The sequence below is a fragment of the Pseudomonas sp. HLG18 genome (assembly GCF_051903985.1).
Classification (GTDB): Bacteria; Pseudomonadota; Gammaproteobacteria; order Pseudomonadales; family Pseudomonadaceae; genus Aquipseudomonas; species Aquipseudomonas fluorescens_BT.
Window position 1 is genome coordinate 963275 of record NZ_CP195831.1, and the last position, 15555, is coordinate 978829.

At 63.4% G+C, this 15555-nt stretch carries 10 protein-coding genes; 2 read left to right on the forward strand and 8 right to left on the reverse strand.

The window, feature by feature from the left end; all coding sequences use genetic code 11:
• Nucleotides 1-5 precede the first annotated feature (5 nt).
• The gene (locus ACSPX5_RS04435; RefSeq protein WP_439821014.1) at nt 6-965 is read left to right on the forward strand and encodes an alpha/beta hydrolase; all 960 of its coding nucleotides are present in this window, start codon (nt 6-8) and stop codon (nt 963-965) included.
• A 119-nt stretch (nt 966-1084) separates the two neighbouring features.
• Here the strand turns inward: ACSPX5_RS04435 and ACSPX5_RS04440 are convergent, their stop codons facing one another.
• The 5 genes from ACSPX5_RS04440 to pvdM form a co-directional block, all read right to left on the reverse strand.
• Nucleotides 1085-3544 carry a TonB-dependent siderophore receptor gene (locus ACSPX5_RS04440; protein ID WP_439821015.1) on the reverse strand — a complete coding sequence of 820 codons (2460 nt, stop codon included), beginning with the start codon at nt 3542-3544 and terminating at the stop codon, nt 1085-1087.
• Nucleotides 3545-3660: 116 nt separating this feature from the next.
• On the reverse strand, nt 3661-5310 hold the full coding sequence (locus ACSPX5_RS04445) for a cyclic peptide export ABC transporter (protein WP_169429613.1): 1650 nt from the start codon (nt 5308-5310) through the stop codon (nt 3661-3663).
• A 148-nt stretch (nt 5311-5458) separates the two neighbouring features.
• Complete coding sequence (gene pvdO, locus ACSPX5_RS04450) at nt 5459-6367, reverse strand: dihydropyoverdine dehydrogenase (protein ID WP_439821016.1); 909 nt, start codon at nt 6365-6367, stop codon at nt 5459-5461.
• Between the two features lie 32 nt (nt 6368-6399).
• Nucleotides 6400-7680, reverse strand: coding sequence for a pyoverdine-tailoring periplasmic protein PvdN (gene pvdN, locus ACSPX5_RS04455; RefSeq protein WP_439821017.1), 1281 nt, complete (start codon nt 7678-7680; stop codon nt 6400-6402).
• Complete coding sequence (gene pvdM, locus ACSPX5_RS04460) at nt 7677-9047, reverse strand: pyoverdine-tailoring dipeptidase-like protein PvdM (RefSeq protein ID WP_169429616.1); 1371 nt, start codon at nt 9045-9047, stop codon at nt 7677-7679. The genes pvdN and pvdM overlap by 4 nt, the downstream gene beginning before the upstream one ends.
• Nucleotides 9048-9221: 174 nt before the next feature.
• Between pvdM and pvdP the strand changes: the two genes are divergently transcribed.
• Complete coding sequence (gene pvdP, locus ACSPX5_RS04465) at nt 9222-10841, forward strand: pyoverdine maturation tyrosinase PvdP (RefSeq protein ID WP_439821018.1); 1620 nt, start codon at nt 9222-9224, stop codon at nt 10839-10841.
• A 59-nt stretch (nt 10842-10900) separates the two neighbouring features.
• Here pvdP and ACSPX5_RS04470 read toward each other — a convergent pair whose 3' ends face one another.
• The 3 genes from ACSPX5_RS04470 to ACSPX5_RS04480 are packed head-to-tail and all read right to left on the reverse strand — an operon-like array spanning nt 10901 to nt 15449.
• On the reverse strand, nt 10901-12295 hold the full coding sequence (locus ACSPX5_RS04470) for an efflux transporter outer membrane subunit (protein ID WP_439821019.1): 1395 nt from the start codon (nt 12293-12295) through the stop codon (nt 10901-10903).
• A 7-nt stretch (nt 12296-12302) separates the two neighbouring features.
• Entirely contained in the window at nt 12303-14276 is a 1974-nt protein-coding gene (locus tag ACSPX5_RS04475) for a MacB family efflux pump subunit (protein ID WP_439821020.1), read from the reverse strand.
• Entirely contained in the window at nt 14277-15449 is a 1173-nt protein-coding gene (locus ACSPX5_RS04480; RefSeq protein ID WP_169429620.1) for an efflux RND transporter periplasmic adaptor subunit, read from the reverse strand. It abuts the gene before it with no gap.
• Nucleotides 15450-15555: the final 106 nt, after the last annotated feature.

Here is a 15555-nt window from a genome sequence, read left to right on the forward strand (position 1 = left end):
ATTGAATGTCGTTGAATCCTGATATCGCCGCATTTCTGCAATTGGTCGGCAACGGCCGGGCCAGCGGCAAACGCGTGGGCATGCATGAGCTGAGCCCGGAACAGGCCCGTGAACAGTTCGATCAGTCGTCGCTGCTGATGGACGCCGGCGGCGAAGACCTTGCGCTGGTCGATGAACTGCAACTGCCGGTGCGTGACGGCTCGCTGCTGGAGGCGCGGGTCTACAGCAATCAGCCCTTGAAAGCCGGGGCCGGACGTCCGGCGCTGTTGTATTTCCATGGTGGCGGTTATGTGGTCGGCAGCCTCGATTCCCATGACTCACTGTGCCGGGCGCTGGCGTCGATGGCCGAATGTGTGGTGCTGTCGGTGGCTTATCGACGGGCGCCGGAGTTCCGTTTTCCGACCGCCGCCAACGATGCACAGGATGCCTGGAACTGGCTGGTGGCAAATGCTCAGGATCTGGGGCTGGACAGCACGCGTCTGGCGATTGCCGGTGACAGCGTCGGCGGCAGCCTGGCCACCGTGCTCGCCGCACAATTGGTGGGCGCCCCGGTGCAGCCGCGTTTGCAGGTGCTGATCTACCCGGTCACCGACGCCAGCCGCAGCACGCCCTCCATCGAGCGTTACGCCGAGGGTTATCTGCTGGAGAAGGCATCGCTGAACTGGTTCTACAACCACTATCAGCGTGAGGCGGGTGACCGTCTCGATCCGCGTTTCTCGCCGTTGCTGGGGGAAGTCTCAGCCGGTGTGGCGCCAACACTGCTGGTGTTGGCCGAGTGCGATCCACTGCACGACGAAGGCGTGGCGTATGCCCGGCATTTGCAGGCAGCGGGTGTCGAGGTCGAGTTGAAAGTGTACGAGGGCATGACCCATGACTTCATGCGCATGGGTGCGATCATCGATGAGGCCGAAGAGGCGCAGCAGCACATCGCCGAGCGGCTGCTGGAGGTGTTTGCAGCACGGTGACAGAGGTGATCGAGGGACTGAAAGGGTCGCTGTCTGCGGCCCTTTTCTATTGCCCGGGGAAAAAAGGGCAGACAGCAAAACGCCGGCAAATGCCGGCGTCTTGTCGGGTGCTGAACGTGTTACCAGTTGTAGGTCACGTCGGCGGTCATGGTCCGGCCTTCGCCGTAGTAGCAGTCCAGGGTGCTGTTGCAGCTGGCGACGTACTTTTTGTCGGCGAGGTTTTCCAGGTTCATCTTCACTTTCACGCCTTTGACGTGCAGTGGCGATTTTTCCAGGTCGTAGGAAATCATGGCGTCATACACGGTGTAGGACGGGATCTGGAAGGAGTCTTCCTCGTAGTCCGAGCCATAGCTGCTGCGCACGTAGCGTGTGCCCAGGCCCATGCCCAGACCGGCCAGCGAAGTCGACTGGTCGAAGTCGTAGTTGATCCACGCCGATGCGGTCAGTGGTGGGCTCATGGCCAGGGTGCGACCTTCGCGACCGTCGTTGACGCTGCGCCACTTGATCTGGTTGCGCGACACCGAGGCCAGCACACGCAGGTTCTGGGTCACGTTGACCTTGCCTTCCAGTTCCACGCCGCGCGAACGCACCGAACCGCTCTGGCTGCTGAAGCCCGGGTTGTTCAGGTCGTTGGTCAGCATGTTGCTCTGGTCGATCTGATAGGCCGACAGCTGGATGAACCCGTCGACGAAGCTTGGCTCGTACTTGATGCCGACTTCGTACTGTTTGCCCTCGGTCGGCTCGAACGGACGGCCGTTCATGTCGGCACCGGTCTGTGGCAGGAACGATTCGGCGTAGCTCACGTACGGTGTCAGGCCGTTTTCGAACTCGTAGCCAAGGCCTGCACGACCGGTGAACTTCTCGTCCTTGATGTTCGAGCGGTTGCCGCCCAGCGGTTCCTTGTTGATGGTTTCGGCGAAGTCGTAGCGACCGCCGACGGTCAGGAACCACTGGTTCCAGCGCATCTGGTCCTGGGTGTACAGGCCGGTCTGCTTGACCGTGTTGTCCCAACGGTAAGGCTGGCGGAAGTTGAACTGGCTGCCGTAGACCGGGTTGTACAGGTCGATGGCCGGGCCCTGACGGTCATAACGGCCGAGGAACTTGGAGTTGTACTGGTAGTAGTCGACACCCAGCAGCAGGGTGTGATCCAGCTCGCCGGTCTTGAACTTGGCCTGGGCGATGTTATCGATGCCGTAGACCTTGTTGTCCTGGGCCCAGTCCACACCGAAGCGGGTCTGGCGACGTTCGTCGTCGGCGCCGGTGACCGGATTCGGTTCGAAGGAGTAGCCGTGCAGCGGCGCGATGTAACGGTCGTTGAGTTGCGCGTAACGGGCGTTCTGCTTGAGGGTCCAGACGTCGTTGAGTTCGTGGGAAATCTCGTAACCGAGCACGAACTGCTCGCGGTCGTACTTGTTCACATTCGGCTCGCCGAGGAACAGGCTGCGGCTGATGCGACCGTTGGCGGTGCGGTACACGGTGCCGTTGGCCGGCAGGCCCTGGGCTTCCGGGGTGTCGTGGTCTTTCTGGTACTGGCCGTACAGGGTGATGCTGGTGCGGTCGTTCGGCAGCCAGGTCAGGCTGGGCGCGAGCATCATGCGTTTCTGGTCGGCGTAGTCGATCTGCGAGTTGCTGTCGTTGACCACACCGGTCAGGCGATAGAGAAACTCTCCCTGATCGTCGAGCGGGCCGCCGAGGTCGAAGGCGCCGTATTTGCGGTCATAGCTGCCGCCACCAATGATCACTTCGTGCAGAGGCGTGGCCGTCGGACGCTTGCCGACCATGTTGACGATGCCGCCTGGCTGGTTCTGGCCGTAGAGCACCGACGCCGGGCCCTTGAGCACTTCGATGCGCTCCAGGCTGTATGGGTCGATCTGCAACGAACCGCCGGTGCTGCCGCCGCCGTAAGGCAGGTGCAGGCCGTCGAGGTACAGCGGCGTTGGCGAGAAACCCCGGGAGGTCGGTTCGTCGAAGATCTTCACCCGGTCGGAGAAGCCGCCGCCGGTCATGCCCGCGGTGTAGCGCAGGGCTTCGGTGACCGACTGCGAACCGCGCATCTTGATTTCGTCTTGCGTGACGACGTTGATGGTCTGCGGGATTTCCTTCAGCGCGGTATCGGTCTTGGAGCCGGTGGCGCTGCGTTTCGCAACAATGCCGTCAACCGGGCCCCACGCTGACTCCAGGGCGGCGGTGATGCTGGTCGGCGCCAGGTCAAGGCTCGCGCCGCTGCTGCGGGCACGCAAGGAAACATTGTTGCCCTGCACGCTGTAGGCGATGTCGGTGCCCTGAAGCAATTGCGCGATGGCGGCGGTCGGCTCCAGGTTGCCACTGACAGCGGTGCTGCGCAGGCCGCTGACGTCGTCCGGGCTGTACAGCACTTGCAGATTGGTCTGGCGGCCGAATTCCTGCAGCGCGCTCCCCAGCGACTGTGCCGCAATATTGATCGTCACCGCTGCGGCCTGCGCCTGACCGATCACCGGCAGGGTCAATGCCATGGCGCAAAGGGCTGGAAGGGTGGTGCGCAAGGAGCGGCGGATCAGCAGAGCCTTGGCGAGCGGGTGGAGTCCGTGCGGTGCGGGCATTGTTCTTCTACTCTTCAAAGTGTTGACTGAGAACTATTTCTATTAACTGTTAGTAAGACGTTGAACCCTCCGAAAACCGGAAAGGCTCAACGCACTTTTTTACAGATTTCTCACGATCAGGCGGGTTGCAGCTCGGTGACCACTTTGCCGGCGTTCATGCGCACCAGTTGATCGGCGACGTCGAAGTAACGATCGTCGTGGGAAATGACGATGATGGTCTTGCCCAGACGCTTCAGGTCCGGCAGCAATTCGGTGTAGAAAATCCGCCGGAACGTCGGGTCCTGGTCGGCGGCCCATTCGTCGAACACCAGCACCGGACGCTCTTCCAGCCACGCATTGATCAACGCCAGACGCTTGCGCTGGCCGGTCGACAGATCGGTGGTGGTGAATGCACCGTCGCGCACGCTGACCTTGTGCGCGATTTCCAGGCGCTCGAGGTATTGGTTGGCGTCTCGCGGAATAGGCGTGTCGCCCTGCACCACGTCATCGAACAGGTAATAGTCGGCGAAGATCGTTGTGAACAACTGGCGATAGTCGTCGCGGGTGAGGGCGGTCACGACCTGGTCGTTGAGGCGGATTTCACCCTGCTGTGGCGCATACAGGCCCAGCAGCAGTTTGATCAGGGTGGTCTTGCCGCAGCCGTTTTCACCGACGATGAAAATGATGTCGCCCTGATCGATCTTCAGATTCACCGGGCCCAGACGGAACGGCGCAGCGCCTTCCACGGTCGGGAAGCTGTACGAGACATCGGCCAGTTCCAGGCTGTGCACGGGTGTTTTTTTATTGCCCTGATCGCTGAGCAGCAAGTGCGGCTCGGGCGAGGAGAATTGCTCGGACAACTCGGCGATCCGCCGGAACGCGATCTGCGCGCGGCCCACAATCGGCAAAGCCGCCATGACATGTTCCAGCGGACCTTTCATGTACAGCAGCACCAGCACGAAGCCGCTCATCACCGCTTTGTCGGCGCTCGGCCACAGCGATTGCAGGGCCAGCGCCAGGCCGATCACCACAAAGAACAACATCGAGCCGAGGGTCTTGGCGACCACATAGATGTTCACCGAGCGCACCTGGGTGTCGCAGATCTGGTCGGCGGTGGTCTGGATGCCCGAAACGAACATGCGGTGGCGACGCGGACGGTGGATGCGCAGTTCCTTGGCGCCTTCGGCAATCGCGTTGTAGTGCTTTTGCAGGTCGTCTTCATGGTCGCGGGCTTTCATGAAACCCTGCATGCCACGGCCCTGAGCGATGTACTGGATGATGGTGCCGATCAGGACCGCCACCACCATCATCAGGAACATCGGCCACGACAGCATCGCCAGGTAACCCATGCAGCCGAGGGTGACGGTCATGGAAATGGCCAGCGGCGAGAAGGCGAAAGCAAAGTCGCTGATGGTGTCGACGTCGTGGGTCAGCACCGGGATCAGCCGATGACTGCGGTAGCGCTCGATCTGCTCGATGGGTGCCGACAACACTTTTTCGCCCAGCTCTTTGCGCAGCCTGGCGATGATGTGCTGGCCGACGAAGTTGGTGCCGATGTCGGAAAAGATCGAACTGGCCAGGGCCAGCAGGCACAGCCCGGCGAACACCGCGACCACGTTGCTGGTCAGGCCGGCTTCGGAGTGCAGTGCGGTGTTGATCGTCGCCAGCAGCGCCGTGACGCTCAGGCCGCCGACCATGCCGAGCAGGATCGACCCGGCAACGATCAGCCGAAAGGGTTTGAGCAGGGCGAACAATTCATTGATCACCCCGCGTGTTGGTTTGCTCATGGAGGTTCCCTGCGTGAAAGAGCGGCGAAGGCCGGCATCGGCTGCGGGCGTCGCCTGGGTGACGTAGAGGGCAGTGGCGCGTCGCAATGGATCGCGCCATCTGTAGAACGACTGGCGGGAGGGTTAATTTAGCGTGGCGACGGGGGCGTTACAGATCCCGCGCGACCCGGAAACCGATCCAGTCGCCGCGCTCGGTCGGCACCAGCGCATTGCGGTTGCCGGAGCGCGAGAACACCGGCGCTTCGCCCCAGTCGTTGCCGCGGATACGCTTGAATTCGCATTTGCCGGTCAGCCAGGCGCTGCCATCGCTCGGAGCGCCTTCGTAGTTGTCGTTGTAGCAATCGGCGGTCCATTCGTAGACGTTGCCGTGCATGTCGTACACACCGAAGGCGTTGGGCGGGAAGCTGCCGGCCGGCGCGGTGAAGTTGTAGCCGTCGGCTGCGCCGTAGGTGTTGGCATGTTTGGCGATGCTGTATTCCTTGCCCTCATCGAAGGGGAAGGGGAACGGGCCAGTGGTGCCGCCGCGGGCGGCGTATTCACGCAGGGATTCACTGACCAGTCGATATGGCTTGCCGGTTTTTTTCGACAACCAGGCCACGTAGGCGTTGGCCTCGGCGAAGTCCATGCACACCGCCGGGTGCCTGTCGGTGTACTGCTTGCGCGGGTCGCTGCCGGCGTAGTCCGGAACCCCGGCCTTGCATGCGCGCCCCGGGCGATCATCGCCGTCGGGCATTGGGTAGCCGGTGTCCTTGAGGTAGGCGAACCATTCGCCCTTGAGTACCTGGAAGCGGCTGATCGCCAGCGGTTTGGCGAACGTCACCGGGTGCATCGGGCCTTCGTCGGGCTCACGGCCGACTTCGTCTTCCGGCGTGCCCATGGTGAACGTGCCGGTGGGCAGCACGACCATTTCCGGGCAGTCCTTGCAGTCCTTGAACACTTTGCCCGGTGCTGGCTGGGTGGCGGCCTGTGCAGCGCTCGGCAGCAGGCTGGCGGCGAGGGCGGCGAACATCAGCGCCGGCAGGGTTTTCAGGGCGGAACGAGGCAGTTCACTGTTCATTTCGAGTCTCGTCAAAAGGAAAAAGGTTCGGCTCACAGCGCCTGATCCAGTACGGCCAGCAGGCGATCGATCTGGGCCTCGTCGTTGAGCAGGCCCGGTGCGGTGCGGATCACCGGGCCGACATCGCGCTCCACGGCATCGGCCACCACCTTGTTGGCCATCAGGTGCGCGGCGATCTTGTCGCAGTCCTTGCCCTTGACCCGGAAGAAGGTGAACCCGGCGGAAAACTCCGGGCTCAACGGCGTGACCAGTTCGATCTGTGGACGCTGCAACAGGCGTTTTTTCAGGTAGCTGTTGAGCTCATGAATGCGCGCCTGCACGTCGGCCTTGCCCAGTTGCAGGTGCAACTTGAACGCCTCGGTCAGCGCCCAGCGATGCTCGAACGAGTGGTAGCCGCCCGGCGTCATGGTGGTGGAGAAGTGTTCGGCCTCGGAAAAGGTCGGGATGATCGGTGTGACGTATTTCACGTCCGCCGTGCGGCTGACTACGATCCCGGTGCCGCGGGGGCCGAACATCCATTTGTGGGTGCCGGCGATGAAGAAATCGCAGTTCATCGCGGGGAAGTTCACGTCTTCCACACCGAAACCGTGCACGCCGTCGACGACATACACGATGCGGTCGGCTTCGCTGCGGCCACGGTTGTGTTTGTCGACCAGCGCACCGATGTCGGCCAGCGGCAGTTTCACACCGCTGCCCGAATGCACCCAGCACATGCCGAGCACGCGGGTCTGCGGGCGGATGCTGCGGTCGATATTCGCCAGCAGCTCTTGCTTGCTGATCGGGTACGGATCCTTGAACAGACGGATCTTGCGCACCTTGGTGCCGTCACGCTGGGTGCGCAGTTCGAGGATCGTGTGGGTCGCGTAGTGTTCGTGTTCGGTGGTGAGGATTTCCTGATCGGCGCGTACCTGAACACCGCCGTAAATCATCGCCAGCCCTTCGGTGGTGCTGCCGGTCAGGGCAATCTGCCGGGCATCGGCCTGCACGTATTGGCCGGCCCAGGCGCGCACGTCCTCTTCCCGTTTTTCGGTGACGCCGTGGTCCCAGTCCATCGCCAGCCCCGGGTTTTTGTCGAGGGCGGCGCGGTGCATCTCGATTGCTTCGCGCACCGGGCGCGGGTGGCTGGTGACGAGGAAGTTGGAAAAGTGCAGCCAGGCCGGATCCTGATCGAACAACTGCTGCAACTGCGCCCACTTGTTGCGTGGCAGCGCGGCGGCGGTCGAGGCACTGGCGATGTTCGGCAGGCTCGCGGCCAGCGGCAAGGCCGCGGCGAGAAGCCCGGCCTGCTTCAGAAAGTCACGACGGTTACTCATGGCCTGGCGACTTCCCGGTTCGAAGCGATCGCCGGTCTGGCGGATTTCTCGACCTGATCCCAGACCCGCAGGAAATTGCCGCCCCAGAGCTTGGCGATGTCCGCTTCGGAATAGCCGCGCGACAGCAGTTCAGCGGTGACGTTGCGGATCTCGCCGACGTTCTCCCAGCCTTTGACGCCGCCACCTTCGTTGAAGTCAGAGCTGATGCCGACGTGGTCGATGCCGATCTTGCGCACGGTGTAATCGATGGCGTCGCCCAGGTCCTTGAGGCTGGCTTTGGGCTCTTCTTCGAGGATCGCGTAGAGCTGGCCGGCATACTCGCCGAACTTCTGTTCGGACCAGGCGGAGATGATCGGATCGCCCGGCATCAGAGCCACGGCCAGGTTCGGCAGCGGCGGCAGGTCGAAGCGCTTGCGCAGCTCATTGAGCTTGTCCTGAGTGCCTTGGGTCAGCGGTCGCAGGTACTGCGAGAAGCCGACGATCTGCACCACGCCGCCGCTGTTTTTGATCAGCTGCATTTCCTTGTCGCTGAGGTTGCGCGGGATATCGACCATGGCCCGCGGTGCCGAGTGCGAGGCCACCAGCGGCGTACGGCTCAGTTGTGCGACTTGCTCCAGAGCCTTGGTGGACATTTGCGAGACGTCGATGATCACGCCCAGGTCATTCAGGCGCTTGACCGCTTGCTTGCCGATATCGGAAAGACCGTCGAGGGCGTCCGGCGAGTCATTGAAGAACGGCAGCGGGCGCGACGAGTCGGCCCAGTCGTTGTTGCCGATGTAGCTGAAGCCGAACATGCGCATGCCGCGTGCCGTCCACAGGTCCAGCTGGCTCAGGTCATGGCCTAGCGGGTAGGCGTTGAGCATGCTGATGAAGATCGCGAACTTGCCTTCGCCGTGCAGGCGCCGGAAATCGTTGGCGGTATAGGCGATGCCGACCTGGTTGGGGAAGTCGCGGACCATGCCGGACAGGATCTTGTAGCGGATCTCCTGCTGGTTGCGCGCCTCTTCGACAAAACCGGCGGTGGGCTTGTGCGGGGCGTTCGGGCCGTTCCAGATTTCCGGCCAGCCGAAAATCGTCAGCGCCGCGCCGGACAATCGTCCGCGATTGGCCTTGACCAGGTCGAACTGCTCGCTGCCGTCCTTGTCGATCTCGTTGCCGGTGGTGCCGAAGTTCTGGGTGATGGTGATGTGGCTGTCGAACGAGAGCATGTGCTCGTGCAGTTCTTCGGCTTGCTGCATGATTTTGACCGGGTAGCCCGGATTGTCCTTGAACCCGATATCCCAGACCGCGAAACCGGCACCGGCGCTGATCGCCAGGGCCAGTGGCAGGCCGATGAATAGAGCCTTTTTTGAACGTGGTTTTGTCATTGCCATCTCAGTCAGGTTCGCCGTCGAGGTACAGGCGCAGAGGCCTTTGCTATCTGGGAAGAACGAGCGGGCGCGGCAGAAAATTAGTCCGCCCTGATGGCGCTTAAATTTGTTCGGTCAGCAAACGTTCTAGCTTGGATAAAGCCTGCTTCAGGGCTGAACACAGGTAGGGCAATGAGGATTTCTCGACGATGGTTCATGGCAGGCCTGGCGTTGACCGGCGCTGCCGTACCTGCAGCTTATTTCGGGCATCGTGAATGGACGAAGCCCGACCCGACGATCACGCCCGGCGAGGCGTCTTTCGATGTCGCCGACGTGGCCGGGCAACGCCTGGCGAACGCGTTGCGCGGGGTCTGGACGATCCGCTTCACGGGCCGGGATGCCGGCCTGGACGGCTTGCCGACCCAGGGCCTGGAAGTGTTCATCGACATCGGCCAGAAAGGCCGGGGCGTGTGTGGCTTTCTCGACACGCCGGAGCGTCTGCGCTCTGCCGACACCCCCCGTTACCGGATTCTCGGCGATCTGGCCGGGGCCGAGGCATCAAAACTGAGTTGGCGACTGTTGGGTGCCGGCGGCAGTGTGGACTACGAACTGAACATGATCCTCGATGAGGTCTGGGCCGATTTCGGCAACGCCGGCAGCGGCACGCTGAGCGGTACGGTGCAGCGTCTCGACCGCTCGTTGGCCTTGCCGGCTCAGGATCACCGTTTTGTTGCGGTCAAGTGCCTGTTCCCGGAAGCGCGACAGCGCACGCCGTTGAACCCGACGCTGCTGGCCTGGCTGGTATCGCCCGAGCATCGGTTGTTTCACCAGGTCTGGCATGCGACGCGGGACAAGTGGCACACCTTGTCCGAAGACAAGCGCAATGCCTTGCGTGGTCTCGGCTGGCAGCCAGGCCCGCGCGACCTTGAGCGTGACGCCCGTGGCCCGCGAAAGGATCGCAATGGCTCGGGCATCGATTTCTTCTTCATGCACCGGCACATGCTCGGTACGGCGCGCTCCATGCAGGATCTGCCGTCCTGGCAGTTCTTCCCGTTGCCGCAGCCGGAACTGATTCGCGACCGTGTCGGGTTCGCCCGTTACTTCGATAACCACGACGGCACCTCGCTGCCGCCGACCTGGCTGGCCGAAGGCGACGACGAGTACGCGCAATGGGTCAGCGACATCAAGACCGCCGAGACCTACCAGAGCAACTTCGAGGTCTGGGAATCGCAGTACCGCGATCCGCAGTATCTGTCGAAGCTGACTCTGGGCCAGTTCGGCTCCGAGGTGGAGCTGGGCCTGCACGACTGGCTGCACATGCGCTGGGCCTCGGTGCCACGCGATCCCTCCAACGGTCAACCGGTGCCGTTTGCCCGGGATCTGGATGACTTCGCCGCACGCTGGTTCGCCCCGGAAAACGACTTTCTCGGCGACCCGTTTTCGTCTCATGTGAACCCGGTGTTCTGGGCGTTCCATGGCTGGATCGATGACCGGGTGGAGGACTGGTTCCGCGCTCACGAGCGTTTCCATCCGGGCCAGGTCACGCGACTCGAGGTCAACGGTGTGAAATGGTTTGCCCCAGGCCGCTGGGTCGAAGTGGCGGATCCATGGCTCGGTCCGACCACTCACGGTTGCAGCACGGTGCCGGGTTTGCAGGTCGGCAAGTCGGTGGAGATGGACCCGGAAACAATGAAGCTGGCGCTGCGCATCACCTTCGGCGAGGACGAAAAGAAGCTCGAGAGCCTGTTCCGGCGAGTGCCGAAACGGCCGTGGTATGCGCGTCATCTGACGGCGAAGAACAGTCCGTTCTGAGGACTGTGTTGTCGCGCATTCGCGGGCTCGCCCGCGAATGCAATGCGAAGGCGACGCCGTCAGGGCGTCCGCCAGCCTCCACCCAGTGCCTTGTACAGCGCTACGCTCGCCTGCAGGCGCGACAGGCGCAGTTGCACATTCAGATCCTGCGCCGCGTACAGCGTGCGCTGGGTTTCCAGCACCGTCAGCCAATCCTCGGCGCCGGCCTGATAGCGGCGCTGGGCGATATCGAACGCAGTCTGCGCCTGATTCAGTTCTTCACTTTGCCATTGCCGCTGTTCATCGAGCCCGCGAATCCCGTTGAGGGCTTTTTCGACGTCGGCGAAACCGTTGATGATCGCCCCGCGATAGGTTTCCAGCAGTTCTTCCTGGCGTGCCGTGGCCTTGTCGCGCTCGGCGCTCAGGCGACCGTTGTTGAAGATCGGTGCGACCAGCCCGGCGGTGAGGTTGTAGAAGGGGCTGCGAATCATGTCGTCGAACTGGTTGGCCCCGGAGCCCAGTTGGGCGGTGAGGGTGACGGTCGGCAGCATGGCGGCGCGGGCGACTTTGACGTCGGCTTCGGCCGCCGCCAGTTGCGCTTCGGCGCGGGCGATGTCCGGGCGACGGCTGAGCAGGTCACTGGGTACGCCGGCGGCGATGGTCGGCCATTGCAGGCGCTCGAACGGTTCGGCGCCGGTCTGCAGCTCCTGCACCGACCGGCCGAGCAGGGCGGCGAGGCTGATCAAGGCGTCACGGGCCTGTTGTTGCACCAGTGGCAATTGCCGTTGTTGCGCCGCCACCAGACTTTTCTGCTGGGCCAGTTCCAGCGCGGTGGCCGAGCCTGAGTCGAAGCGGGTCTGCACCAGTTTCAGCACGTTCTGCGCGTTGGTCAGGTTCAGTTCGGCGATGCGACTTTGCTCACGCAGCGACAAGGCTTGTGCGTAGGTGTTGGCCACCCCGCTGAGCAAGGTCAGCTCCACGGTCGCCCGGTCGAACTCGCTGGCTTGCAGGGCAAACTGCGCGCTGTCGCGGGAGGCGCGTTTGCCGCCCCAGAAGTCGATTTCGTAGGACGCGCTCAGATTGGCATCGAAATAATCCACAGCCTTGTTGCTGCTGTCCGCGTCGAGCTGGGAGTAGCCATTGCCGCGCAGCAGTTTCTGGCGATTGGCGTTGGCCCCGGCTTTCACCTCCGGCAACTGCGAGCCGCCGGCGATCACCGTGCCGGCCTGGGCCTGGCGCACCCGGGCGACGGCGGCCGCGAGGTCGAAGCTGCCGAGGCGGGCCTGTTCGATCAGGCGGTCGAGCTCGGGACTGCCGAACTGTTTCCACCAGTGCGGATCGATGCGGGCGACGCTGGCACCGTGGGGAGATTGCCAGGTCGTGGGCGGTTGCAAGCCGCTGTCGGGACGCTGGGCGGGACTGCCGCAGGCGCTGAGCAACAGGCACACGGTCAACAGGCTGAGGCGCGGTTTCATAGAGCGATCATTCACTGGTAAGGGCCGTGACCGGGTCGAGCCGGGCGGCTTTGCGGGCAGGCATGAAGCCGAAGACAACACCGGTCACGAGGGCGCAGCCGAAGGCGCCGAACACCGCCATCAAGGAAAACGCCACGGCGACTTCGCTGAGCATCAGCACGCCGCCGACGATCAGCGCCAGGGCGATCCCGGCGATCCCGCCGACCACCGAGAGCATCACCGCTTCGGTGAGGAACTGGCGCAGGATGTCCCGTTGCCGGGCGCCGGTGGCCATGCGGATGCCGATCTCGCGGGTGCGTTCGCGCACGGTCATGAGCATGATGTTCATCACGCCGATCCCGCCCACCAGCAGCGAAATGGCAGCAATCGAACCGAGCATCAGCGACAGGGTGTTTTGCGTGCGCGCCTCGGCCTGGATCATCGCGGCGTTGTTGGTCAGTTCGAAATCCTTCTTGCCGTTGTGCAGGCGCAGCATCAATTGTTCGATGGCGTGTTCGGTTTCCTTGACCTTGCGCGCATCGGCCGCGGCAATGGCCACGTATTCCGGATTGCGCGTGCCGAACAGCCGGACGCTGGCGGCGGAGTAGGGGATGGCGATGCGGTCATCGCTGTCCTGATCGCCGGAACTCGCGCCTTTTTCCTGAAGCACACCGACTACCTGGAAGGGCACGTTCTCGATCAGGATGTACTGGCCGATGGGGTTCGGCACATCCTTGAGCAGTTTGTCCCGGACCTTCTTGCCGATCACCGCCACGGCGCTGGCGTTGCGTTCGTCAGCGTCGGTGAAGTAACTGCCTTCGACCACCGGCCAGTTGAAGATCGCCGGGAAGTTGGTGTCATTGCCGCCGACATAGCTCAGGTGGTCGACGTTGCCGAAACGCACGCCGGCCTCGGCGCCGTTCACCGGCATGATCCGCTTGACCTGCGGCAGGCTGGCCAGCGCCGCCACGTCATCGAGGGTGACGATGCCTGGTGGCGTGCGCGGGTTGGGTGCCGAGCCGCTGAGGTAAATGATGTTGGAGCCGAACGCGCCCATCTGTGCCATGACCTGGCGCTTGCTGCCTTCGCCGACGCCAAGCATGACCACCACCGAGGCTACGCCGATGATGATCCCGAGCAGGGTCAGCGCCGTGCGGAAGCGGTTGATCCACATCACCCGCCAGGCGGCATGCAGGGCGTCCACCAGCTCGCCTTTCCAGGCGCCTGAGGCTTGCGCGCCTTCGCTCAGGCGCTTGCGCAGGTCGACGGCTTGCAAGGCGCCGGGGCGGGCCGTGGTCTGGGCTTCGGGATTGTCCCGGGCGCTGTCGCTGATGATCAGGCCGTCGCGGATCTCGATGATGCGCTTGGCCCGGGCTGCCACTTCGCGGTCGTGGGTGATCAGGATGACCACGTGGCCCTGACTCGCCAGTTCGTCGAGCAGTGTCATGACCTCTTTGCCGCTGTGGCTGTCGAGGGCGCCAGTGGGTTCGTCGGCAAGAATGATGTGGCCGCCGTTCATCAACGCCCGGGCAATCGACACCCGTTGTTGCTGACCGCCGGACAACTGGTGTGGGCGGTTGCCGGTGCGCGAGGCCAGCCCGAGGCGGTCGAGCAGGGCGGCGGCGCGGGCGTGGCGTTCGGCGGCGGGTGTGCCGGCATAGATTGCCGGCATCTCGACGTTTTCCTGGGCTGAACCGGACGGAATCAGGTGATAACCCTGGAACACGAATCCAAAGGCTTCGCGGCGCAGCCAGGCCAGTTCATCGGTGTCGAGGCCGGCGACGTTTTCCCCGGCAAAGCGGTATTCGCCGCAAGTGGGGCGGTCGAGGCAGCCGAGGATGTTCATCAGTGTCGATTTGCCGGAGCCGGACGCGCCGACAATCGCCACGAATTCCCCGGCATGGATCGACAGGTCGATCCCGCGCAACACATGCACTTCAGGTGCGTCGCCGCCGCCGTAGGATTTGCGGATGTCCAGCAGGTCGATCAGGGGCGTCTGCATTCAGCCTCCGCTGCCATCGGCCGGGCCGACCAACAGGTGATCGCCTTCACTCAAGCCTTCCAGTACCTGGACTTTCAAGCGATCGCTGATGCCGGTGTGCACTTCGCGAAACTGAATCTCGCCATTGGCGGCGATCACCTGGGCGGTCTGCCGGTTTGCCGTGGCAGTGCCTTGCAGGGCGGCGACCGGTGCGGTGAGGACGTCTTTTGCCTGACTGGCGACGAAGAACACCTGGGTGGTCATTTCCGCCATCAAGGCATTGTCGGAGTTGTCGACATCCAGCAGCACGGTGTACAGCACCACCCGGGCGCTGCCACTTTTGCTGGAACTGGCGGGACTGCCGCCGCCCTGGCTGGTCTGGTCCAGCGGCTTGGGCGGCACTGGCAGAATTTGCCGCACGGTGCTGCTCCAGCGCCGGTGGCCGCCACTGAGGGTGGTGAAGTAGGCGGTCATGCCCGGTTTGACGTGGCCGATGTCGGCTTCGGAAACCTCCGCCCACACGGTCATCGGCGACAGCTTGGCGATGCGCAGGATCAGCGGTGTCTGCTGTTGCGCGTTGAGGGTCTGGCCTTCGCGCGCATCGAGAGCAACCACGGTGCCGGCCATCGGCGCATAAATGCGGGTGTAGCCGAGTTCGGCCTGATCGCTGCGCAGGCTGGCTTCGGCCTGACGGATCTGCGCCTGGAACATGTCGATGCGCGCCTGGGTGGCTTTCAGTTCGGCGCGGGCGGTCTGCACATCCTCCTCACGGGTGGCACCACCGGCGGCGAGATGCTGCTGGCGCTGGTATTTCTGTTGTGCCAGTTCGTGCTGTGCCTTCTGTTCCTGCAACTGGGCCTTGAGGTTTTCGATGGAAAAACGTCCGGCGTCGAGTTTGGCTTTCTGGGTCGAGGGGTCGATCTCCACCAGCAGTTGGCCTTCCTTGACCACATCGCCGACTTCCACGTGGATCTTCTGGATCTGCCCCGACGCCTGAGCGCCGACGTCCACATAACGCCGTGGTTGCAGGGTGCCGAGTGCGGTGACGCTGCTTTCGATATCGCCACGGGTCACTTGCACCGTGGCGAATTTGTCCCGGCCGGGCGGCAGGATCTGCCAGGCGGCGTAGGCCGCGACGGGGATCAGACAAAGGGCTGCGAGCAGGGCGCGTCGGGCGGGGCGGGGACGTTTCATGCAGGGTTCCGGCCAGTGGAAATCGGCCCGTCGTTCAGCACGCATGCACAGGATCGGGCACCGTTGAACGCTGCCGCAGGGCGCGGCAGACACGGGGAGCTGTCCT

Coding starts and splice junctions, on each gene's coding strand:
- pvdN (WP_439821017.1), bottom strand. CDS start 7,680: ATGAGTAACCGTCGTGACTTTCTGAAGCAGGCCGGGCTTCTCGCCGCG.
- ACSPX5_RS04440 (WP_439821015.1), bottom strand. CDS start 3,544: ATGCCCGCACCGCACGGACTCCACCCGCTCGCCAAGGCTCTGCTGATC.
- pvdO (WP_439821016.1), bottom strand. CDS start 6,367: ATGAACAGTGAACTGCCTCGTTCCGCCCTGAAAACCCTGCCGGCGCTG.
- ACSPX5_RS04480 (WP_169429620.1), bottom strand. CDS start 15,449: ATGAAACGTCCCCGCCCCGCCCGACGCGCCCTGCTCGCAGCCCTTTGT.
- ACSPX5_RS04470 (WP_439821019.1), bottom strand. CDS start 12,295: ATGAAACCGCGCCTCAGCCTGTTGACCGTGTGCCTGTTGCTCAGCGCC.
- ACSPX5_RS04475 (WP_439821020.1), bottom strand. CDS start 14,276: ATGCAGACGCCCCTGATCGACCTGCTGGACATCCGCAAATCCTACGGC.
- pvdM (WP_169429616.1), bottom strand. CDS start 9,047: ATGACAAAACCACGTTCAAAAAAGGCTCTATTCATCGGCCTGCCACTG.
- ACSPX5_RS04445 (WP_169429613.1), bottom strand. CDS start 5,310: ATGAGCAAACCAACACGCGGGGTGATCAATGAATTGTTCGCCCTGCTC.
- pvdP (WP_439821018.1), top strand. CDS start 9,222: ATGAGGATTTCTCGACGATGGTTCATGGCAGGCCTGGCGTTGACCGGC.
- ACSPX5_RS04435 (WP_439821014.1), top strand. CDS start 6: ATGTCGTTGAATCCTGATATCGCCGCATTTCTGCAATTGGTCGGCAAC.